The organism is Lysobacter sp. SCRH-1R (assembly GCF_057747855.1).
The window spans coordinates 1,514,295-1,533,530 of record NZ_CM173227.1; the positions used below are offsets into that span (position 1 = coordinate 1,514,295).

The following is a 19,236-nucleotide window of genomic DNA, read 5'->3' on the forward strand; positions in this document are numbered from 1 at the left end:
GCGCATGAGCGTGCGGCGTGCCATCCGGTCAGTCGTGGTCGGCGCGTGCGTCGGCCTGGTTGCGGCACCGGCGGCCTTCGCCGAACCGCCGCCGCAGGCGCAGCGCGAGATCGAGCAACTGATCGATGCGCTCGGAAAGTCGGGCTGCGAGTTCCAGCGCAACGGCACGTGGTATCCGCCCGCGAAGGCGCAGGAACACCTGCGGCGCAAGTACGACTACCTGCGTCGGCGCGACCTGGTCGCCAGCGCCGAGCAGTTCATCGAGCGCGCGGCCACGAGCAGCAGCATGAGCGGCAAGGCGTATTCGGTGCGGTGCCCCGGGCAGCCGGTCGTGCCGTCGGCGCAGTGGCTCGGCGCCCGGTTGTCGACGCTCCGTCACACGACGCCCTGACCGCCGGCGCTAGACTCGCGCGCGTCGGCAGTCCACGCCTTGGTCCGAGCACGCGCCATGAACGCCACCCGCACGCTTTCCCGTTCCCGCCACGACCGCATGGTCGCCGGCGTCCTGGGCGGCATCGCCCGGCGCTTCGGCTGGAATTCCACCCTGCTGCGCGTGCTGTACGTGCTGGGGTCGATCGCCTCGGCCGCGTTCCCCGGGATCCTGGTGTACCTGATCCTGTGGCTGCTGATCCCCGAGGGCGATTGACGCGGCGAAGTCGCGCATCGCGATGCGCTAGGCTTCGCGCATGCCGATGCCGCCAAGCCCGATGGTCCGACGAATGGCGATCGCGCTCGGCGCGGTCTGGACGCTGCCGAACACCTTGCTTGGCCTGCTGCTCGGCGCGGTCGGGCTGGTGTTCGGCGCGCACGCGCACTGGCGGCAGCGCGAGATGGCGCTGGTGTTCCATCGCTGGCCGTGGGGGCCGGGCGGCGCGATCACGTTCGGCAACGTGATCCTGCACACGGGCGAGGATCTGGATTCGGCGTGCGTCACCTACGCGCATCGCGCCGGCCACGCCGAGGAGGCGCCGATCGTGCTGGCCGACCACGAACGCGCGCACGTCTACCAGTACCTCGCGCTCGGGCCGCTGTTCCTGCCGCTGTACCTGCTGTCCGGCGGGATCAGCGTGCGCAACCGCTTCGAGCGGGCGGCCGACCGCTACGCGAGCACGGGGCGCGGCTGGTGGCCGTGGTCGGCGTGACAGGCGTCATTCGAACGACACGAGGTGCCCGTCGTTCTTCCACGCATCGAATCCGCCGGCGAGCGGACGCACGCGCTTGAAGCCGCGCTTGTTGAGCGCGCGCGCCAGCACTGCTGCGGACGCTTCGTTCGGGCAGTCGCAGTAGACGATCACTTCCTCGCGCGGCATCAGCACGGCTTCCGGGACGGTCTGCACGAACACCGAGCCCGGTATCCAGCCGGTGAGCGCGCGCTGCGGCGCGGGGCGCACGTCGAGGATCAGCGGCGGCGATTCGCCGTCCATGAGCTGGCGCAGCTCGCCCGGCGTGATCCGCGCCATGCGCAGCTGGCGCTGGAACATGCGCCGGCGCCACAGCTTCCACAGCACGAAGGCGGCGATCAGCGCCAGCACCACGGGGATGGTCATGCGGCCGAGCGTTTCGAGCCCGTCGAGCACCCCGTTCACCGCTTCATGGAAGATCGCGCCCAGCGCCACCGCGACACCGGCCCAGAGCACGGCGCCGATCCCGTCGAACAGCAGGAAACGGCCCGGCCGCGTGCCGGTTTCGCCGGCGAGCGTCGTCGCGACGGCGGCGAATCCCGGGATGAACTTGGCGACGATGAGCGACGGCGGGCCCCATCGGCCGTAGATGCCGCGGGTCATCAGCACGCACGAATCCGGCGACAGCGAAAGCCGGCACATCAGCCGCAGCAGTTTCGCGCCGAGCCGCCGTCCGCCGACGTACCAGAGCCAGTCGGCGATGATCGCGGCGAGCGCCGCGACGGCGACGATCGGCCACAGGCTCTTGCCCTGGTCGGTCGCCAGCGCGGCCGTGAGGATGATCGGCGGGTACGCCGGCACGGGGATGCCGCCCTGGTCCAGCAATACGCTGACGAAGACGACGAGCAGGCCGTAGACGGCGATGAGGTGGAGGAGGGTGTCCACGGGGGTGCGTGCGAACCCATGGCGCGCGCGGGCGATGACGCCATGGTAGGCCCGCGCGCCGGCACCGGGTAGCGCGCGACGTGCATCGCTGCGTGCCGCCGGTGCGGACTTGTGCGCGTTCAGCCGATGGCGAAGCTCGTCCGCGTCCGGCCCAGGCGCAGGCCGTTCGGACCGAAGCTTTGTTCGACGAAGGTCAGCCGCGCGTCCTCGACCAGGACGATGGAGCTGCAGCGCGTGCCGTAGCGCTCGCCGCGCACGAAGGGCGGCGACAGCAGGCGTTCCAGGTCCAGCCCGACACCGGTGTCGGGCAGCGTCGCGTCCGGCGCGGGCGTGGTGTCGGCGAGGGCGTCGAACAGCGGGGCGAGGGCGTCGTCGCCGGTCTGGCCTTCGAGCGCGGCGGGACTCGCCAGCCAGCGCTCCAGTGCCCGGCTCGCGTGCCCGCTCTTGGGCCAGGGGGCATCGAAATCGCCGTTCGACATGGCATGAAGGCCGGGCGCCACGTCGTAGGTCCGGAAGCCCGGATGGTTGCTCGCGAACGCCAGCCGCGTCCCGTCGAAGGCGAGCAGGTTGAAGCGGCCGAAGCCGGCGGCCTGCGGGGCGAGGCCGGCGAGGGCGCCGACATGGCCGTTCCCGGACACGAACTCGCGCACCAGCGCGCCGCGGGAGCGCGGCATCGGCCCTTCGGCCGCGCCGGCGCGGACGTTGGTGACGGCCGCCAGCCGCCCGCTCGTGGACACCATCAGCCAGCTGCCGCCGGCAAGCAGGTCGCGCCCGCCGTACAGCGCCGGGTCGACCGGGTCCGTGGCGGCGGGCGAGGCCGGCCGGTCATGGGCTTCGTCGCGGTTGGCGATCAGCGCCAGCCGGTAGCGGGGATGCGTATTCCACGAAAGGGCAATCAGGCACATGCGGATGTATTGGCAGGGGGAATGGAAGTTGCGTTCAGCTGAGCCGGCTGAGTCAGTGTAGGGATAGTCCTACAAAGCGCCGCAGACCCCGCTGACTGCGGCGCCCGGGAAAGCTTGGCAGCCTATGAATCCTGTCCCCGCCCGTCCAATCCGGACGTTCCCCCAGCCGGGAGGAAGCCCCCGATGTACCGCGTCGAACTATCGCGCCACGACGGCGGCGTTCTGCACCAGCAGATCGCCGAAGCCTGCGCCGATTACGCCAGCGCCGAAGCCGCGCTTGCCGCGGTGTTGCCGAAGGCAAAGCGGTGCGCGGAAAAAAGCCGGCAGGCACTGTGGCTGCGCATCTACGATGAGCGCTCGCGCGTGGTGTTCGGTACGCTGCTGCCCTGACCTCGCGCCGGAGGGCGTCATGGGCAAGAAACAGTTCGAGGCTTCCATCGCGCAGGGTGGGCATCGGCGACTCGCGCAGATGATCGGCGAATGGGAAGGCACTTTCCGGCTCTGGTTCCAGCCCGACCATCTCGCCTGTGAAGCGCCGCAGCGCGGCACCGTCCGCGGCATCCTCGACGGCCGCTTCCTGATCCACGAATACCGCACGCGTTATCGCGACGATCCCATCGAAGGCGTTGCCATCTACGGCCTGCACCTGGACGAAAACGCCTACGAATCGGCCTGGGTCGAAAGCTTCGGCACCGGCACCAGCATCATGTTCTCCGCCGGCCCGGCCACGTCGGATCACTTCAACGTGCTGGGCAGCTACGGCGACGGAAAAGGCGGCCCGCGCTGGGACTGGCGCACCGAAATCGAACAGCCCGATCCGGACCAGCTCATCATCACGATGACCAACATCTCCCCGCAGGGCGAGTCGGCGAAGGCGGTGGAGGTGCGGTACCGGCGTGTGGCGAACGCGGGGTTGTAGTTGCGCCAGGTCTCACGGTGACGCGCCGTTCGCCCTGAATCGGATCAACCGCCCACCGACCTGGTGCGCAAGGCGATCCCGCTGGCAACGATGGCGAACGACTCCGCATCGATGCGATCGACGGCAGCGCCATCGCTCAGGTGATACGAACGCATCCCTTCCACGACCCGCCGCTCACCCGAACCGCGCGCCTCGATCAACGTTCGACGCACGTGGATCGTGTACCTGTTGCCGTCATCGTCGTAGGCGCTGAAGGTTTCGTGCGGCATGGTGCACGGTTCCGGTGGGGCGGTGGACGATGATCGGAGGCGTGCGTCTCGTGGGGTGAGATTGCGGCCGATTATCGGCGCCGCATGGCGGGCGAAGGGAAGTCGCGTCGTCGTGCGTGTAGTGCCGGCACGTCAGAAGGGGCAGCGGTCCGAGCTGTCAGCGTCCAACTTGGAGTTGATGGGGAATGTGAGCCCATCGATGTCTGCATGAGCGCCGCAGAACCCCAGGCCGAGCGCAGCTGGATCACTGTCCGAAATGACCCTGATGTCGCCATCTTCCTTCATGACCATCACATTCCCATGCTCGCTTTCAAACGCCAGTGAGCCGTCGCGACTGATCATATGAACGCTGAAGGTGCAGTATGCTGATCTGCCTGCACGCTATGTAGTTGAACCATGAATCGTTCGCCGTCCTTGGCAATCCGCATGCAGTCATCGAACGACTTTGAACACGGTTTCCCGGATTCTGGCGAAGTGCATAGCTCGCTTGGAGTTAGGTACAGCCCAATGATCGCGTTGTTTAGGTTCGCACGAGGGGGGGGGCGGTGTTGCACGGTGAGCTGAAGAGCGGTCATCTCGTGCGTTGCATCCAACGATGCGTGCCAGAAGCAATATACCGGATGCGATTCGACTCACCGGGAGCTCCAGACGTCAGGCATTCTTCTGTTCACGCCGTAATTCGCCAGTGCGGCTGAGTGCAGTCTGACGTTACTCGGCCAGTAGCCTACGGCGGTGCCGGGAGCGTCGGCACCGGCGGTTGCAGGCGATGGCGCACCAGCACGAAGCCGGGCTCTACTGAGATAGCTCCGTCGGCAAGGCGTACACACCTCCATCGTACCGCGCTCGATACTTCTTGAACTTTCGCTCAGAACGAACAGCGACGCATCCTGCTCTCTTGTCTTCGAACTTCTCATCGACTTTCAACTCACGAATCACGAGTTCGGCCCAATCCCCCTTCTTCGGTACGACTGCAATGGACCTCATGACTGTGCTGAACTCACCGTCGCATTGCATGTCCCATTCACCGCCATGTGATGTGGCCACCATGCCGGACAGCGGACGAGCAAGAGTCCCACCAGTCAACACAAATAGGCTGAGTGTTTCGTAGGAAAAAGGGTTCGCGCTGGAAGATCCTCTCCATCGGACACGGACTCCGAAAGCCCGACGTCCTTTCTTGAGTGTATAGCGGGCACGGTCCAGCGAAAGGCCGTCTACATAGACGGCATCGCTTTCCAGCGCGCCTCGTTCCAAACGGCGAGCAATGCGTTTACTACGTCTCTTGTCATAAGCTCCAATCTCAAGGTCGAGTAATTCATGATTCTGATTCGTTAGTGGAACTGCGACGAGCACCATATCCGCGTTATCTGCAGACGCTTCGCAGTCCGACCTTGACCAGTCTGGAAACCGATCTTGAACCTCAATTTTGTACTCATTTTCGATATCAGGGCGCACTTCCAGGCATGGGCGAGCGTACGCCATCAGTGGCATGAGCAGAAGAACCATCACGCACAAGAGCCTCATTTAAACATCCCATCCTTCCATATCAGATCAAAATGCCTGGCCCGAGCGACGTAGCTGTCTGTCCTCAAATTGACCACCGCGGCTATTGAGTTGACGACTGCTCTGAAGATCCGTTATCGGCCTTAAGGTGCAGAGAATTTCCCTCCCAGAAGTAGACCGCCGAGCGCGTTGCGTATGGGGTTTCCAGTAGTAAATCCGGCGTCTTGACGAAGTCGGAGGTATCGTGAGGAAAGAGCTTCTGATGCCATCCACCTGCGCCCAGGTGCGGTTGTGGTTGACCTTGCCGGTGAGGCGCAGCGTCGCGCCTTGCGGTAGCCACGCCTGCGGGCGCCCGGCCTGATCGCATAGATCCGTGCCGAAGGAGGTGATGGCCGATTCCTTCGGCGGTGCCGGAAGCGTCGGCACCGGCGGTTGCAGGCGATGGCGCACCAGCACGAAGCCGGTGGAATAGGGCCGTAGCGCACTGCCATCTTTCGGCCGCTTCTCGGTCGAATCGGCGGGCGTGGCGTCGGGATAGCGGCGGTCGATGCGATACGCCACGACTTCGCCGTCGGCGATGCAACGCACGCCTTTTTCCTGCGAGAACGTCCCCTTCGTGTTTGCGCTGAAATGAATGCCGCCGTGAAAGCCGCCGTTGGCGCCAAGCGGATAGTTTCCGCACTGCGAGAGCGCCAGGCCTTCGTAGGCTTTCAGTGGATCGGTGAAATCCTTTTCGCTCTTGTCCTTGAACACGTAGCCGATACGCGATGTGGGCGCGACGGGTTTGACGGACTTCTGCGCGGGTGTGTTCATGGGATCTCCGTTTCCAGGGCGGGCATCAGTGCGTGTAGCGCGTCAGATAGGCCAGCGGGCCGAGGACGCCTTCAACCGGGTTCCCGCTGATCGAAGAATCGTTGCCGGCGCCGTCAGGGTTCCGTTGAACCGGCCCTTTCAGGAAAATTTCGAGGCCCTCGATGGTCACGCCGCTGCCATCCAGGGTGATCGTGCCGCCGGGGCCGCAGATCCTCAGGCTCTCGCTCGCCTTCAGTTCGACCACGCGCGTGCGATGGGTGATTCGCTCGCCGGCTTCGATGTCGTGGCGGCCTTCGATCTTGTGCGCGTAATGGCCGCCGGTTTCGGCCTTGCGGTCGGAGGCGGTCTTCTCGATGCGGACGTTGCCGACGTCCTCGATCAGGTCCTTGCCAATGGTGAGCTGCCGCGTTCGGCCGATCTCCAGCGTGTGATCGCGGCCCAGCGTTTCGCGGCGGTCCTGGCCGATGCTCAGGGTTTCATCGTTGCCGACGGTTTCCTTGCGGTCGTGGCCAATCTGGATGGTCTCGTCGTTGCCAACGTCTTCGCTGCGATCGTGGCCGACGCGCGTGGTCTCGTCGTTCTCCACGACGATGTTCTGGTCCTTCTGCGCGTGGACGAAGATTTCTTCCTGGCCGGCTTCGTCCTCGAAACGCAGTTCGTTATAGCCCTTGCCCTTGTGGGTCTGGGTTTTGAACGTCGTTCGCGTCTTATGCAGCGGTAATCGATACGGCGGTCGGTTCCCGGCGTTGTAGGCCGTTCCCGTGACCACCGGTTGATCGGGGTCGCCCTCCATGTAGCTGACGATCACTTCCATGCCGATTCGCGGAATCGCCGTGAAGCCGTACATCGGTCCAGCCCAGCCCTGGGCAACGCGAACCCAACAGGTGTCGGACCCGTCACAGTGCCCTCGCGGTCCCACGGAAGATGCACTCTCACGCGGGCATGTTCGTCAGGAAATATTTCTTCCCCGGGTGGGCCGACGACGCGCGCGATCTGCGGGCCGTCAACGAACGGCCGCGGCGCGGGTTCGGGCTTCCAGTCGTAGTGCGCGGGCACCACGGTCGCTTCGAAGCTGTAACGGGTGCCGTGCGCGGTGTCGGCGGAGTCGGCTTCCTGCAACGTGGCCTGTTCGCCGCGGTGACGCATCGCGATCACGCGCCAGAGAGCGTTGAGGGCCTCGGTAGGATGCCCGGTCAGGTCGAACGCCAGACCGGGCCACAGCCGCGCGTCGTCGCCTTCGATGGTGGCGTGCTCGGCGAGGTTACGAAGTCCGGAAAGCTTCGTCCGCGTAAAGGGTTTGCCCGCGGCGTCGGCCTTGTACCGGCCCGGATAGTCGTAGTGCTCATAGTCCCCGATGGCCTTGTCGTGGCTCCAGGGCCTCGCTTCGTGCTGCAGGTCATACCGAGGGTTGTGAAATGTCGCGTCCCGCTGCGTCACGCGAGTGGGCGCAAGTTGGCGGCGGTGCGCGAAGTGCCACAGGTGCGGCTGGGGCGCATCGCCGCCCGGGGCGGGCTGGTACAGCACCTCGCCGTCGAGCGTCGGCGCGGTGTCGATGCGATCGGTCAGGACGAGACGGCTTTGGTTTGCCGCGTCGTGCCAGTAGACGATGCCTTCTTCCGTCGCGAGACGATGAACGAAGCGGTCGTCGTGTTCCCTGTACTGGGTGGCGTACTCGCGAGGTTCGTGATGACCGAGATACGTCGTTTTCGTCCCTTGAAAGCGATGCTCTTTCAGGATTGTTTCCAGGATCTCCGGCGCATTGACCTGCTGGAAGATGCGGCTGTTGTGGCGCAGTGCCAGGCGCGCGAGCGGTGATTCGACGACCGCCCTGTAGCGGGTCAGCCGGAAGCCGGTCTCGCACTGCTCGAACGCGGTGCAGATGCCGTGCACCGTGCGCACCGGCTCACCGTCGCGCTCGACGGTGAACATCGCTTCGCGATCCAGCAATTCCGCCGTATCGATCGCGTCATCGATGCTGGAAAGATCCAGCTCCAGCCGGAACGATTGCGAAACACCTTCCGTCAGCTCGAAACGGACCACATCCAGCGCCGGCCCTTCGCCCAACGCGAAGGAGAAGGCTACATCCGATTTCATACTTCTTGTCCCTGAAGTGAAAGCGAATGTCCTTTAAGCCATGCGAGGTACTCGATCGCAATCGGAAGAAGTCGCGGGTTGGTTCACGCCCGTGGCGCGTGCCTGCGGCGAGCGGCACTTCGGCGGTGCCAGGATGGCAAGTGGCCGGACAAAACAAAAAAGGCCAGACCGCGAGGCCTGACCTTTTTTCTATGGTGCGGAAGTGGGACTCGAACCACTAGCAGATGTCGCTTGTTCTGTGCCGTATGCGCTAATCGCGTACGCGGGATGCCCCCAACTATGCCCCCAAACAGTGCCGGCTGATACTGGACGTTGTTGGACTCAGCTAGACTCGGCAGCGCGTGACGTTGGCCGGTATTAGTTAGCGGATCTAAGGGCCACGCGTATCAATGACTATATCGCGCGGCTTAGTCGTCGTGGCAGCCTACCGCGAATCCCTAACCACCTGGCCCCGCGTCGCTTCGCTGTGCAGCCGCGGTTTCATTAAGGTGTCCTCTTCCGTCCTATAGCGGACAGCGTCCGGCCGACCAAGTGCCCGTATCCGGCATTCAAAGCGACACAGAGGACGTTCGGACGATCGAAGCGGGCTCGGCGGTGCTAACGTCCGCTTCTGGCCGATAGCGGACATTCGGCTGGGACGGCCGGCAGCCGGGCTGCTAATGTCCGCTTTCGACCCATAGCGGTCGTCGGTGACGTCTGTCCTCACTGCGCCTTCACCTTTCCCCCGATGACCATTGGAGGCCATCCAGGGAGGAAGCCATGCGCTCGACCGTCACCAGTCCGATCTCCGTCGCGCTCTTATCGCTGGCCATCGCCGCCTGCTCGCGCGAACAGGCATCCGCCACAGAAAGCAGCTCCGAACCGTCCCAGACCGCATCGACCAGCACGGCGCCCGCACCCGCTCTCGATACGTTGACGCCCGAAAAAGCCGCCGCGCTAGTCAAAGATGTCTACACCTACGCCTACCCGCTGGTGCTGATGGACGTCACGCAGCGGCAGGCGACCAACGTGCCAAACGCGACCGCGGTGTCGATGCGAGCGCCGATCAACCAGTTCGCGCACTTCCGCAGCTACCCGAAGGCCGACGCCAAGGACGTGGTGCGGTTCAACTTCGACACGCTGTACTCGTTTGCCTGGCTCGATCTGAGCCAGGGGCCGGTCATCCTCACGGTTCCGGACACCAACGGCCGCTATTACCTGGTGCCGACGCTGGACATGTGGTCCGACGTGTTCTCGTCCTTGGGCGCGCGCACCACGGGCACGAAAGCCGGACACTTCGCTTATGTTCCGCCCGGCTGGACCGGCACGCTGCCGGAGGGTGTCGAGAGAATTCATGCGCCGACGTCGACGATCTGGATGATGGGACGCACGCAGACGAACGGGCCTTCCGACTACGAGAACGTGCACAAGGTCCAGGACGGCCTGAAGTTGACCCCGCTGGCGAGTTGGGGCAAGGACTACGTGCCGCCGTCGACGTCGCCGGTCGATTCCAGCGTGGACGACAAGACACCGCCACTGGTGACGCTGGACCAGATGAGCGGCGTCGATTTCTTCAACCGCTTCGCGCAACTGCTGAAGAAGTATCCGCCGCACGCCAACGACTACCCGATCCTCTTCCGCATGCGCGCGATGGGGCTGTCGCCCGGGCACGACTGGGACGCCGGCAAGCTCAACGATAAGACCACCGCACTCATCAACGAGGGCGCCAAGGCGGCGCTGGCCGACATCACAGCCAACATCAAGCGCGGGGGCGGCGCCACCCACGTCAACGGCTGGAATCTGACGACCGAGGGCATGGGCGCCTACGGCACTTCCTATCTGCGACGCGCCACCGTAGCGCTGGCGGGCTTGGGCGCCAACCTGCCCGAGGATGCGATCTATCCGTCGGCGTTTGTCGACAGCGATGGCAATCCTCTGGACGGCGCGAACAAGTACGTTCTGCACTTTGACAAGGGCCAGTTGCCGCCGGCCGATGCCTTCTGGTCGCTGACCATGTACGACGCGCAGGGCTTCCAGGTGCCGAACCCGATCGATCGTTTCGCCATCGGGGGCCGCGACAAGCTCACGTTCAACGCCGACGGATCGCTAGACATTTACATCCAGCCTCAATCGCCGGGCGCGGACAAGGAGTCCAACTGGTTGCCGTCGCCGGCATCCGGCCCGATCCAGCCGACGCTGCGCCTGTATTCGCCACGCGCCGCTGTGATGGAAGGTGCATGGGCGCCACCGGCGCTAAAGCGCACGTAGCAAGGCTCGTAGTAAACCCGGGGAGGCCCGTAGCGGACCTCCCTGATGACTTGCGCGAACAGGCTGGATGTCCGCTTCTGGCCGATAGCGGACATCATGGGCGCAGCACCGGAAAGACCAATGCCAGGATCCGGCCAGACGCCCCAGAGATCGCGCTATGCGTCTGCCTTCGCGCGAGGCTTCAATCGGAAGCTGATCCCCAAGCGGTTGATCGCATTCATCGCCGCAATAGTCAGCGTCAGGTCCACTAAGTCCTTCTCGGAGAACGCCGCTGCGGCCGCAGCGTACGCCGCGTCTGAGGCGTGCGTCTCGCTTACGCGCGTGACTTCTTCGGCCCACGCCAAGGCTGCCCGCTCCTGCTCCGAGAACAGGTACGCAGCTTCGTGCCAGACCGGAACAAGGACGACAGTTTCCACCGACATCCCTTCCTTGATCACATCACGTGTATGTATGTCGATGCAGTGGGCACACCCATTCAGCTGGGAGACCCGCAAAAACACCAAGTGGATCAGTTTGGCCGGCAGGGCCGTGCCCGTCGTGACGAAGTGGTGCAGGGCCCCAATTGCCTTGGCACCCTCGGGGGAAACCGTAAACCAGTTAGCGCGTTTCATCGTGTGGAAGTCCTTGTTGAAGAGGTTGCTGAGCTGGCCCGTTGCCAGCTCATCAATCCTGTGGACGCCCAAGCCCCGCAATTCGTGACAGGCTGGCAGCTCAGGGGCCGCACGAGCAGACGTCGGGTGTCGGTTGTCCTTAACGAACTATGTGAATCGGAGGTGCCTAAGCGTGCTTTCCGCCAAGATCCAGTGGCGCGCCTCAGATGGGGCTTGGCGCGCAAGGCGGGGGGTGGTCACACTTTGCAGCGCAGCTACGTCCTGCGTAGGAGCAGGAGAACTACATGGACCAGTCCACCCTCGTCTTTCAACGACATCGTGCTCGGCTGCTCGGCATTGCGTACCGGATGCTAGGGACGCTTGGGGATGCCGAGGACGTTCTGCACGATGCATGGCTCCGCCTTCAGGCCCATAACCTGGAGGAGCTTGAAGACCCCGAAGGATGGCTTATCACTGTGACAAGCCGCCTATCGCTAGATCGCTTGAGGCGGGCGAAGGCGGAGAGGGAGCATTACGTGGGGCCATGGCTGCCGGAGCCCTTGGCGCCGGAGTCCGACCAGCCCGAACTTGTCCACGAACGTGACGAGAGCCTGAGCCTTACTTTTCTTTTGCTGCTGGAGCGGCTGAGCCCCGATGAACGTGCGGCCTTTTTGCTGCATGACGTTTTCGAATACAGCCATGGTGAGGCCGCAAAGATTCTAGGCATTGCCGACGATGCTTGCCGGCAACGCGCCCACCGCGCCAAGGTTCGGCTACGCGATGGCCGACCGCGCTTCGAAGTCGACGCCGCGGTACACAGCCGCCTGCTGAATCGCTTTATCGACGCGATGGCGCGACCATCACTCGAAACCTTGCGAGCACTGTTTGCTGAGGACGCCGTCCACATCAGCGATGGCGGAGGTATCGTCCGCGCCTCGCTGCATCCCTTGCGCGGCGCCGATCGCTTGGCGCGCCTGTACCTCCAGATCGCGCGCCACTTGCCGCCGGCTACCCGATACGAGGTCGGCACGCTCAACGGCCTGCCGGCCGTGCTCTGGCTCGAGCAGGGGGTAGTCACGGGCGCAATGTGGATTGATACCGATGGGGTGAAGATCACCGCGATTCACTCCCTACGTCACCCGGGCAAGCTCGCAAAACTCGCGCCCGTCGTGCCATCACGGATTCTGGGTCCGAAGTGATCCATCGCTATCGCGCTATGGTTCGCCGTCACGTTACCTACGACTCGGATCGGCTTGGGACAATGTCCGCTTTTGGCCGAAAGCGGACGTTCGGGCGGGACGAAGGCGCCGATGGCTGGTAATGTCCGCTTCCGACCCAAAGCCGACATGAGGGGAAGGCGAATGCGGGTAAAACGATTTGTGATCCTGCTGGCGGCTTGTCTGCCGATGATCGGCACGGCAGCCACGATTGAAAAGCCGATCTACGGGAAGTTCGGCGGGATCCCGCTCGACGAAAGCCCAATCATTTCCCACATCCTGTTCGGCACGCTGCCAGACGGCAGTCCGACACCTGCCAGGATCGACGAGCACACGGTTCGCGTCGTTCTGTCGAATGTTCTGGGGACTGGCCTGTTCGGCGTGGAGGATGTTGATTGCAGCAAGGGGACGAAGCTGACCGTTGGCATTGGAGAGTGGGGAAACATCGGGCCCTCTCCGGTGGTGGAGAAACCATTCAAGCTGCGGAAGATGCACCCGAAAGCCGTTGAAACGTATCGCGAAGCTTGCTCGGTAGCGGGCGTCTCGCCCGACTGGTGATGATGGGAGCCCGCTGATTTCGGCCGTGCTAATGCCCGCTTTCGGCCGAAGCGGACGTGATCAACTCACAGCTGGCTCACCGAGGCATGTGCGCCTTCATCTTTTGCAGCATGTCTACCCGGTTTTCCTCATCCGATACGGCCCATTGCTGCTGCGGGATCGTGATGTCCCCCCGCTCACGCGACCGGCCTTCCTTGGCGGCCAGACCGCTCCGGATCGCCTGCATCCCGTGCAGGGCCATCCAGCGTCGATCGTAGGCGGGCGGGTTGGCGCGGTCCCAATTCACGGCGCGATTCATCTGTGTCCACACGACGTCCATATGCTGGGGCGCATAGGCTGAGAAGCCCTTGTTGAATGCCTGCACCAGCTCCAGCAGACCAGTCTTTGCCGTTTCATCCAGCAGGATGGAACTGTCGTTAACCGCGCGAACCCGTGCAAGGACATACCAGTAGGTAGCTTCTTCCGGCTGGTCGTCCGCGTAGAGAGCCTTGGAGATCTCGAAGAGAACCGGGGGGGCATAGTGGTTGGGACGCGCGATGGCCTGTTGCAGGGCCTTGTCGCGAACGCCTTCATCCGAGGACCTTAACAGTTGCAGCATGCCCTTCGTGGCCTGCGTGTTGATCTCCGCGAACTCGTCCTGCGATTCCACATACACGATCTTTCCAAGCGGTTGTCGCGATGGAGGCTCCTCCCCATACGCGTTGATGCTTATTGCCAGCAGCAGCGCGATTCCGACGACACAACCTCGATCCATTCCCATGCCCCGTCCCTGCCGTGTGTTCCCGCGGATCAGGCCGCATGCCGGGCAAAATTTCAAGTGGTCGAGAGGAAGGAGGCCGCGTCGCATGAGCTTTCAGAATGACAGCAGAATCCGCTTCTGGCCGATAGCGGACATCCAGGCAGGACGGACGCGACGGCGGCTGCTAATGTCCGCTTTCGACCCTTAGCGGACATCGCGGTCGTGCGGCAGGAGAACGTGAAATGGCGGAAGTTCCGCTGTTCGAGACGAAATGTGCTGCGTGCGGCCACGCGTTCGATTGCCCGAGCTTCGGCGACTTCGCGTATGGACTCGTCGTGTTGTGCACGCCGGACCGTAAGCACTACCGGAGTGTCGATGCATTCGATGCTTTTGCCCAGCGGGTCGCACGACATGTCGAATCCGGTGCTGTCTGGCACGCGTTGGCGGACCTTGCGGACCCAGTTGAGGAAGCCCCACTCACCACCGACGAGAGTTGCCCCATTTGTGGAAGCCCGGCGCTGGAACGCGGGGAGGACGCCATAGTCGGGAGCATGGCCGTCGTACCGGCAACGTTTGTCATTGCCTCCTCGCTCGATGAGTCGACGCTCGCGGAGCGCGTACGAAGAGTGAGCGAACGTGGATAGCCACGTCCGCTTCTGGCCGAAAGCGCTCATCTAGGAAGGGTGGCACGGGTAGAGGACTTGTTCCGTGAGGAGACGGGGGCTGTGGAGTGTGCGCCTGGTCATGGAAATGCGAATCGCGGCCCTTTCACGAACAGGCAGGTCCCTACTTGACAGCGTGTGGCGCCCTGACGATGCTCGCGGTTCGGGGTGACGTCCTGACCAGAAGCAAGGATGCGGGGAATGGCACAGGGGAGTGCGGCGCTGTCCGTCGTGGTTGACGGAGAGGGCAAGTCAAATCACGACTTGGGACTGCAGGGGCTCGTTCTCCTGGCGCAGTTTCATGGCATCGCGGCGGACGCGGCACAGTTGGCGCATGAGTTCGGTCGCAATGGTGAAGCGTTCGACGAAACGACGCTTCTGCTCGCTGCGAAGAAGCTCGGACTGAAGGCGAAAGTCACCGCGCAGCCCGCCATGCGCATCGCAACGGCGAACCTGCCGGCACTCGCGCTCTTGCCGAATGGCGATGCGTTCGTCGTCGCAAAAGTCAACGGCGACCAGATCCTCATTCACGACCTCGTCGAGAAGCGGCCACGGGCGATCCCGCGGGCCGAGTTCGAGGCGCGCTATGCAGGACGCCTGTTGCAGGTTGCCTCGCGCGCCTCAGTGCTGGGCGAATTGGCGAAGTTCGATTTCAGCTGGTTCATCCCGGCCGTGGTGAAGTACCGCAAGCTGCTGCTGGAAGTCTTCATCGTCTCGTTCTTCATCCAGCTGTTCGCGTTGGTGACGCCATTGTTCTACCAGGTGGTGATGGACAAGGTGCTGGTGCATCGCGGCCTCACAACGCTGGATGTCATCGCCGTCGGTCTGGTGTCCATGGCGATCTTCGAAGTGGTTCTGACCGGTCTGCGCACCTACGTGTTCTCCCACACCACGAGCAAGATCGACGTCGAGCTTGGTGCGCGCCTGTTCCGCCACGTACTGGCGCTGCCGCTGGCGTACTTCGAGTCGCGCCGCGTCGGCGACACCATCGCCCGCGTGCGCGAGCTGGAGAGCATTCGCAGCTTCTTGACCGGCCAGGCGCTCACCTCGGTGCTGGACTTGTTCTTTACCGTCGTTTTTCTCGCGGTAATGTTCTACTACAGCGGCTGGTTGACGTTGATCGTCGTGCTGTCGCTCCCGGCGTACGCACTGGTATCCGCGGCCATTACACCCGTCCTGCGCAAGCGGCTAAACGAGAAGTTCGCGCGTGGCGCCGACAACCAGTCCTTCCTGGTCGAGACCGTCAGCGGCATCGGCACGGTCAAGGCGATGGCGGTGGACCCGCGCGTGACGCGCACATGGGACAGCCAGCTGGCCGGCTATGTCAACGCCGGTTTCGGCGTGACGCGCATTGCCACGATCGGCCAGCAGAGCGTGCAGCTGGTGCAGAAGCTGGCGAGCGTGGCGATCCTGTTCTGGGGCGCGAAGCTCGTGATCGAAGGCAAGCTTTCGGTCGGCCAGCTCATCGCCTTCAACATGCTGGCCGGGCAGGTGGCCGCCCCGATCATCCGCCTCGCGCAGCTGTGGCAGGACTTTCAGCAGGTCGGCATCTCTGTCGAGCGCCTCGGTGACATCCTCAACACGCGCTCCGAGATCCCCGGCAGCCGCATGGCGTTGCCGCCGATCAAGGGGCAGGTCACCTTCGAACGCGTGTCGTTCCGCTACCGTCCCGATGCGCCTGAAGTGCTCGCCAGCATCGAACTGGACATCAAGCCGGGGCAGGTAATCGGCATCGTCGGCCGCTCCGGATCCGGCAAGAGCACGTTGACCAAACTGGTGCAGCGCCTCTACACGCCGGAACGCGGACGCGTGCTGATCGACGGCCAGGACCTGGCATTGGCCGACCCCGCATGGCTGCGACGCCAGCTGGGCGTGGTGCTGCAGGAGAACTTCCTGTTCAACCGCAGCGTGCGCGAGAACATCGCGCTCAGCGATCCGGGCATGCCGCTGGAGCGTGTCATCCACGCTGCGAAGCTCGCGGGTGCGCATGACTTCATTACCGAACTGCCGGAAGGTTACGACACGAAGGTGGGCGAGCAGGGCGCCGGACTGTCCGGCGGCCAGCGACAGCGCATCGCCATCGCGCGGGCGCTCATCACCGATCCTCGCATCCTGATCTTCGATGAGGCCACCAGCGCCCTCGATTACGAGTCCGAGCACGCCGTCATGAACAACATGCGGGCCATCTGCGAGGGACGCACCGTGCTGATCATTGCGCACCGTCTGTCGACCGTGCGCCACGCCCATCGCATCGTGGTGGTGGAGAAGGGGCGCATCGTCGAGAGCGGAAGCCATGCCGAGCTCGTCGATCGACCCGACGGCCATTACGCGAATCTCCACCGCCTGCAATTGGGGATCGCATGAAGCACGTCCTTCAGGGCCTGCACGATTTCATCGCCCGCTATGTTGCGATCTTCCGGTCGGCGTGGGCCATTCGCGGCCAGCTCGATCCCCCGCAGCGCAGCGCGGACGAACGCGCATTCCTGCCGGCGCACCTGGAGCTCACCGAAACGCCGGTGTCGCCCACGGCGCGCTGGACCATGCGCATCATCATCGCGTTCTTCTGCGTGGCGTTGTTGTGGGCGTGCCTGGGCCAACTCGACATCGTCGCGGTGGCGCCTGGCAGGACCGTGGTCGATTCGCGCAGCAAGGTCGTCCAACCCGCTGAGATGGGCGTCGTGCGACGCATCCTGGTGCGCGACGGACAGAGCGTGAAGCGGGGCGAAGTCCTCATCGAACTGGACGCGACGGCGACGGGTGCGGAGTACGCACGGGCGGACGAGGCACTGGTGAACGCACGGCTCGCCGTGCTGCGGCTGGATGCACTGGCGGGATCGCTCGGCAGCAATCGCCAGCCCGTGCTTTCCGCGGCGAACGATCTTCCGCAGGAACGTCTCGCTGCCGAGCAGTCCCTGGTGCGCAGCCAGTTCGATACCTACCAAGCCCGGCGCCACGCCCTGCAGGCAAGCATCGCGCAACGCCGCGCCGAACTGCGCACGACCGAAGCGACCATCGCGCCGCTGGCCGAATCGGCGCGCATCTCGACGGCGCGTGCGGAGGATTACGGCAAGCTGGTCGAAGGAAAATACGTCGGCCGCCACGAGTACCTGCTGCGCGAGCAGGAGCGCATCGCCAGCGAACGCGATCTCGCCACGCAGCGCAACCGCGTGCAGGAGATACGGTCCGCGCTCAGCGCGGCAGAGGAAGAACTGCGCGTGCTCATCACCGACATGCGCCAGCAGTCCCTGGATCAACTGCGCGAGGCTACCGCGCTGGTAGCGCAGTTGACCCCTGAAGTCGCCAGGACCGGGCAGCGCGACAAGCTGATGACGCTGCGCGCACCGGTCAATGGCACCGTGCAGCAGCTCGCGGTGCATACGGTGGGCGGCGTGGTGACGCCGGCGCAGCCCTTGCTCGTCGTCGTGCCGAACGAGGAGACGTTGGAGATCGAAGCCACGGTGCTCAACAAGGACATCGGATTCGTGCGTCCCGGGCAGCCGGTGACAGTGAAGGTGGAGAGTTTCCCTTACACCCGCTACGGCTATCTCACCGGCATCGTGGCAAGCGTTTCGCACGATGCTGCGCAGGATGAGCAGCTGGGGTTGGTGTTTCCGGCGCGGGTGACCCTTTCCACGGCGACGCTGAACGTCGGCGGCGTGAAGGTGGGGCTGACGCCCGGCATGACGTTGAGCGTTGAAATCAAGACCGGCAAGCGACGGGTGATCGATTACCTCCTCAGCCCCTTGCGGCAGCACGGAAGCGAGGCCTTGCGCGAGAGATAACCGACGTACTACGGGAGCACGATGATGTTCGGAAAGTGGTTCGGCTTGCGGAGCGATCGATGGCTGCTGGTGGCACTGGCGTTCTCCGCGCCAATCGTCGTCGGATGCACGCCAGACGATCGCAATCCCTCCAGGCGCATCGAGCAGGAGCACGCCCAGGCCCTGGCGCGCTCCCGTGTGAGCGTGGACCCTGCTCGTTGCCCGGACGGCGGAGACGGTCGTGTGTACGCGTCTCTCGGCGATTTCGTCATCGGGGTGCCGCACACATCGCAACCCCTGGTGCGCAGCCCGCTGCATCGTGGCGCCCCGCAACCGCCATTGCCGCCGATGCCGGAGGCACCAGAAGGGTGCCGCGGTCATCCGGCATCCGCGCAGCTGCTCGATCTGTGGGCGTGGCAGGAAAGCCTCCTCGACGATGAGTGGACGGGAATGCCGCTGGTTTCGCTCACGCTGAGCGCCGATCCGTCCAACGCCTCGTACTTGCAACGCTCCGACGAGGCATTGCTCGCCTACGTCGGGAAAGAGGCGGGTTGTGCGCCTATCGGTAAAGGCATCGTCAGTTGCGGAAAGCGCGACGCGAGTGGAGATGCGGCGGTCTTCGTGGTCAGCCGCGAACACTACGGATTGCCCGACGGCAAGCCGCTTATCGTCGTGTGCGGCGTGGGTCGCGTGCTACAGGAGGAGTGCGCGGTGAACCATGCGCTACGCGATGGCGTGGTGCTGCGCTACCGCTTCTATCGCGCGCCAGTGGCGAAGCAGCAGGCCGTCCCGATCGGGCAGGCGGCCGAGCTGGATCGCGCCATTCGTGCCGGCATCGCACGCTGGACGGTGCATGACTACGCGTGGGCGTCGCCGGACACCCAGTGAACTTTGTC

General features: G+C 64.3%; 19 protein-coding genes and 1 pseudogene. 12 read left to right on the plus strand and 8 right to left on the minus strand.

Annotation, left to right across the window (positions count from 1 at the left end; translation table 11 throughout):
* The first annotated feature begins 4 nt into the window (after positions 1-4).
* From AC3ANK_RS06965 to AC3ANK_RS06975, 3 genes are all read left to right on the plus strand, one after another.
* Positions 5-391, plus strand: a complete 387-nt coding sequence (locus tag AC3ANK_RS06965; protein WP_206859117.1) for a YfeK family protein — start codon at positions 5-7, stop codon at positions 389-391.
* Between the two features lie 57 nt (positions 392-448).
* Entirely contained in the window at positions 449-646 is a 198-nt protein-coding gene (locus AC3ANK_RS06970; protein WP_206859115.1) for a PspC domain-containing protein, read from the plus strand.
* Between the two features lie 73 nt (positions 647-719).
* Positions 720-1,142, plus strand: coding sequence for a hypothetical protein (locus tag AC3ANK_RS06975; RefSeq protein WP_484172526.1), 423 nt, complete (start codon positions 720-722; stop codon positions 1,140-1,142).
* Positions 1,143-1,148: 6 nt separating this feature from the next.
* Here AC3ANK_RS06975 and AC3ANK_RS06980 read toward each other — a convergent pair whose 3' ends face one another.
* Both AC3ANK_RS06980 and AC3ANK_RS06985 read right to left on the minus strand, forming a co-directional pair.
* A complete protein-coding gene (locus tag AC3ANK_RS06980; RefSeq protein WP_206859114.1) occupies positions 1,149-2,066 on the minus strand; it encodes a rhodanese-like domain-containing protein in 918 nt (305 codons plus the stop codon).
* Between the two features lie 119 nt (positions 2,067-2,185).
* Complete coding sequence (locus tag AC3ANK_RS06985; RefSeq protein ID WP_484172527.1) at positions 2,186-2,971, minus strand: NRDE family protein; 786 nt, start codon at positions 2,969-2,971, stop codon at positions 2,186-2,188.
* Positions 2,972-3,154: 183 nt separating this feature from the next.
* Between AC3ANK_RS06985 and AC3ANK_RS06990 the strand changes: the two genes are divergently transcribed.
* Entirely contained in the window at positions 3,155-3,361 is a 207-nt protein-coding gene (locus AC3ANK_RS06990) for a hypothetical protein (RefSeq protein ID WP_206859111.1), read from the plus strand.
* A 19-nt stretch (positions 3,362-3,380) separates the two neighbouring features.
* Positions 3,381-3,890 carry a DUF1579 domain-containing protein gene (locus AC3ANK_RS06995; protein ID WP_484172528.1) on the plus strand — a complete coding sequence of 170 codons (510 nt, stop codon included), beginning with the start codon at positions 3,381-3,383 and terminating at the stop codon, positions 3,888-3,890.
* A 44-nt stretch (positions 3,891-3,934) separates the two neighbouring features.
* Here AC3ANK_RS06995 and AC3ANK_RS07000 read toward each other — a convergent pair whose 3' ends face one another.
* From AC3ANK_RS07000 to AC3ANK_RS07015, 4 genes and pseudogenes are all read right to left on the minus strand, one after another.
* Positions 3,935-4,159 (minus strand): hypothetical protein, encoded by a 225-nt coding sequence (locus tag AC3ANK_RS07000; protein ID WP_484172529.1) that lies wholly within the window; start codon positions 4,157-4,159, stop codon positions 3,935-3,937.
* A 792-nt stretch (positions 4,160-4,951) separates the two neighbouring features.
* On the minus strand, positions 4,952-5,647 hold the full coding sequence (locus tag AC3ANK_RS07005) for a PA3715 family protein (protein ID WP_484172530.1): 696 nt from the start codon (positions 5,645-5,647) through the stop codon (positions 4,952-4,954).
* A gap of 60 nt (positions 5,648-5,707) precedes the next feature.
* Complete coding sequence (locus tag AC3ANK_RS07010; RefSeq protein WP_484172531.1) at positions 5,708-6,472, minus strand: hypothetical protein; 765 nt, start codon at positions 6,470-6,472, stop codon at positions 5,708-5,710.
* A gap of 25 nt (positions 6,473-6,497) precedes the next feature.
* Positions 6,498-8,566 (minus strand): annotated as a pseudogene (locus AC3ANK_RS07015) (type VI secretion system Vgr family protein).
* Positions 8,567-9,325: 759 nt separating this feature from the next.
* On the opposite strand from AC3ANK_RS07015, the gene AC3ANK_RS07020 reads away from it, so the two are divergent.
* Complete coding sequence (locus tag AC3ANK_RS07020; protein ID WP_484172532.1) at positions 9,326-10,813, plus strand: DUF1254 domain-containing protein; 1,488 nt, start codon at positions 9,326-9,328, stop codon at positions 10,811-10,813.
* 155 nt (positions 10,814-10,968) lie between these two features.
* Here AC3ANK_RS07020 and AC3ANK_RS07025 read toward each other — a convergent pair whose 3' ends face one another.
* Positions 10,969-11,496, minus strand: coding sequence for a carboxymuconolactone decarboxylase family protein (locus AC3ANK_RS07025; RefSeq protein WP_484172533.1), 528 nt, complete (start codon positions 11,494-11,496; stop codon positions 10,969-10,971).
* Positions 11,497-11,708: 212 nt separating this feature from the next.
* On the opposite strand from AC3ANK_RS07025, the gene sigJ reads away from it, so the two are divergent.
* Positions 11,709-12,602, plus strand: a complete 894-nt coding sequence (gene sigJ / locus AC3ANK_RS07030; protein WP_484172534.1) for an RNA polymerase sigma factor SigJ — start codon at positions 11,709-11,711, stop codon at positions 12,600-12,602.
* Positions 12,603-12,713: 111 nt separating this feature from the next.
* Positions 12,714-13,178, plus strand: coding sequence for a hypothetical protein (locus AC3ANK_RS07035; protein ID WP_484172535.1), 465 nt, complete (start codon positions 12,714-12,716; stop codon positions 13,176-13,178).
* 76 nt (positions 13,179-13,254) lie between these two features.
* Here AC3ANK_RS07035 and AC3ANK_RS07040 read toward each other — a convergent pair whose 3' ends face one another.
* Positions 13,255-13,938, minus strand: coding sequence for a hypothetical protein (locus AC3ANK_RS07040; RefSeq protein WP_484172536.1), 684 nt, complete (start codon positions 13,936-13,938; stop codon positions 13,255-13,257).
* A 221-nt stretch (positions 13,939-14,159) separates the two neighbouring features.
* On the opposite strand from AC3ANK_RS07040, the gene AC3ANK_RS07045 reads away from it, so the two are divergent.
* The 4 genes from AC3ANK_RS07045 to AC3ANK_RS07060 all read left to right on the plus strand — a co-directional run bounded on the left by AC3ANK_RS07045 (position 14,160) and on the right by AC3ANK_RS07060 (position 19,228).
* Positions 14,160-14,561: a hypothetical protein gene (locus AC3ANK_RS07045; protein WP_484172537.1), complete on the plus strand. Its 402-nt coding sequence runs from the start codon at positions 14,160-14,162 to the stop codon at positions 14,559-14,561.
* Between the two features lie 219 nt (positions 14,562-14,780).
* On the plus strand, positions 14,781-16,943 hold the full coding sequence (locus tag AC3ANK_RS07050) for a type I secretion system permease/ATPase (protein WP_484172856.1): 2,163 nt from the start codon (positions 14,781-14,783) through the stop codon (positions 16,941-16,943).
* On the plus strand, positions 16,940-18,361 hold the full coding sequence (locus tag AC3ANK_RS07055) for an HlyD family type I secretion periplasmic adaptor subunit (protein WP_484172538.1): 1,422 nt from the start codon (positions 16,940-16,942) through the stop codon (positions 18,359-18,361). The genes AC3ANK_RS07050 and AC3ANK_RS07055 overlap by 4 nt, the downstream gene beginning before the upstream one ends.
* Positions 18,362-18,382: 21 nt before the next feature.
* Entirely contained in the window at positions 18,383-19,228 is an 846-nt protein-coding gene (locus AC3ANK_RS07060) for a hypothetical protein (protein WP_484172539.1), read from the plus strand.
* Positions 19,229-19,236 lie beyond the last annotated feature (8 nt).

What these genes read in the sequence shown, in the direction of transcription:
- AC3ANK_RS06995 (WP_484172528.1), top strand. Translation starts at nt 3,381, where the DNA reads ATGGGCAAGAAACAGTTCGAGGCTTCCATCGCGCAGGGTGGGCATCGG.
- AC3ANK_RS06975 (WP_484172526.1), top strand. Translation starts at nt 720, where the DNA reads ATGGCGATCGCGCTCGGCGCGGTCTGGACGCTGCCGAACACCTTGCTT.
- AC3ANK_RS06970 (WP_206859115.1), top strand. Translation starts at nt 449, where the DNA reads ATGAACGCCACCCGCACGCTTTCCCGTTCCCGCCACGACCGCATGGTC.
- AC3ANK_RS07060 (WP_484172539.1), top strand. Translation starts at nt 18,383, where the DNA reads ATGATGTTCGGAAAGTGGTTCGGCTTGCGGAGCGATCGATGGCTGCTG.
- AC3ANK_RS06965 (WP_206859117.1), top strand. Translation starts at nt 5, where the DNA reads ATGAGCGTGCGGCGTGCCATCCGGTCAGTCGTGGTCGGCGCGTGCGTC.
- AC3ANK_RS06990 (WP_206859111.1), top strand. Translation starts at nt 3,155, where the DNA reads ATGTACCGCGTCGAACTATCGCGCCACGACGGCGGCGTTCTGCACCAG.
- AC3ANK_RS07000 (WP_484172529.1), bottom strand. Translation starts at nt 4,159, where the DNA reads ATGCCGCACGAAACCTTCAGCGCCTACGACGATGACGGCAACAGGTAC.
- AC3ANK_RS07040 (WP_484172536.1), bottom strand. Translation starts at nt 13,938, where the DNA reads ATGGGAATGGATCGAGGTTGTGTCGTCGGAATCGCGCTGCTGCTGGCA.
- AC3ANK_RS07005 (WP_484172530.1), bottom strand. Translation starts at nt 5,647, where the DNA reads ATGCCACTGATGGCGTACGCTCGCCCATGCCTGGAAGTGCGCCCTGAT.
- AC3ANK_RS07050 (WP_484172856.1), top strand. Translation starts at nt 14,781, where the DNA reads ATGGCACAGGGGAGTGCGGCGCTGTCCGTCGTGGTTGACGGAGAGGGC.
- AC3ANK_RS07045 (WP_484172537.1), top strand. Translation starts at nt 14,160, where the DNA reads ATGGCGGAAGTTCCGCTGTTCGAGACGAAATGTGCTGCGTGCGGCCAC.
- AC3ANK_RS06985 (WP_484172527.1), bottom strand. Translation starts at nt 2,971, where the DNA reads ATGTGCCTGATTGCCCTTTCGTGGAATACGCATCCCCGCTACCGGCTG.
- AC3ANK_RS07020 (WP_484172532.1), top strand. Translation starts at nt 9,326, where the DNA reads ATGCGCTCGACCGTCACCAGTCCGATCTCCGTCGCGCTCTTATCGCTG.
- AC3ANK_RS07035 (WP_484172535.1), top strand. Translation starts at nt 12,714, where the DNA reads ATGGCTGGTAATGTCCGCTTCCGACCCAAAGCCGACATGAGGGGAAGG.
- AC3ANK_RS07010 (WP_484172531.1), bottom strand. Translation starts at nt 6,472, where the DNA reads ATGAACACACCCGCGCAGAAGTCCGTCAAACCCGTCGCGCCCACATCG.
- sigJ (WP_484172534.1), top strand. Translation starts at nt 11,709, where the DNA reads ATGGACCAGTCCACCCTCGTCTTTCAACGACATCGTGCTCGGCTGCTC.
- AC3ANK_RS07055 (WP_484172538.1), top strand. Translation starts at nt 16,940, where the DNA reads ATGAAGCACGTCCTTCAGGGCCTGCACGATTTCATCGCCCGCTATGTT.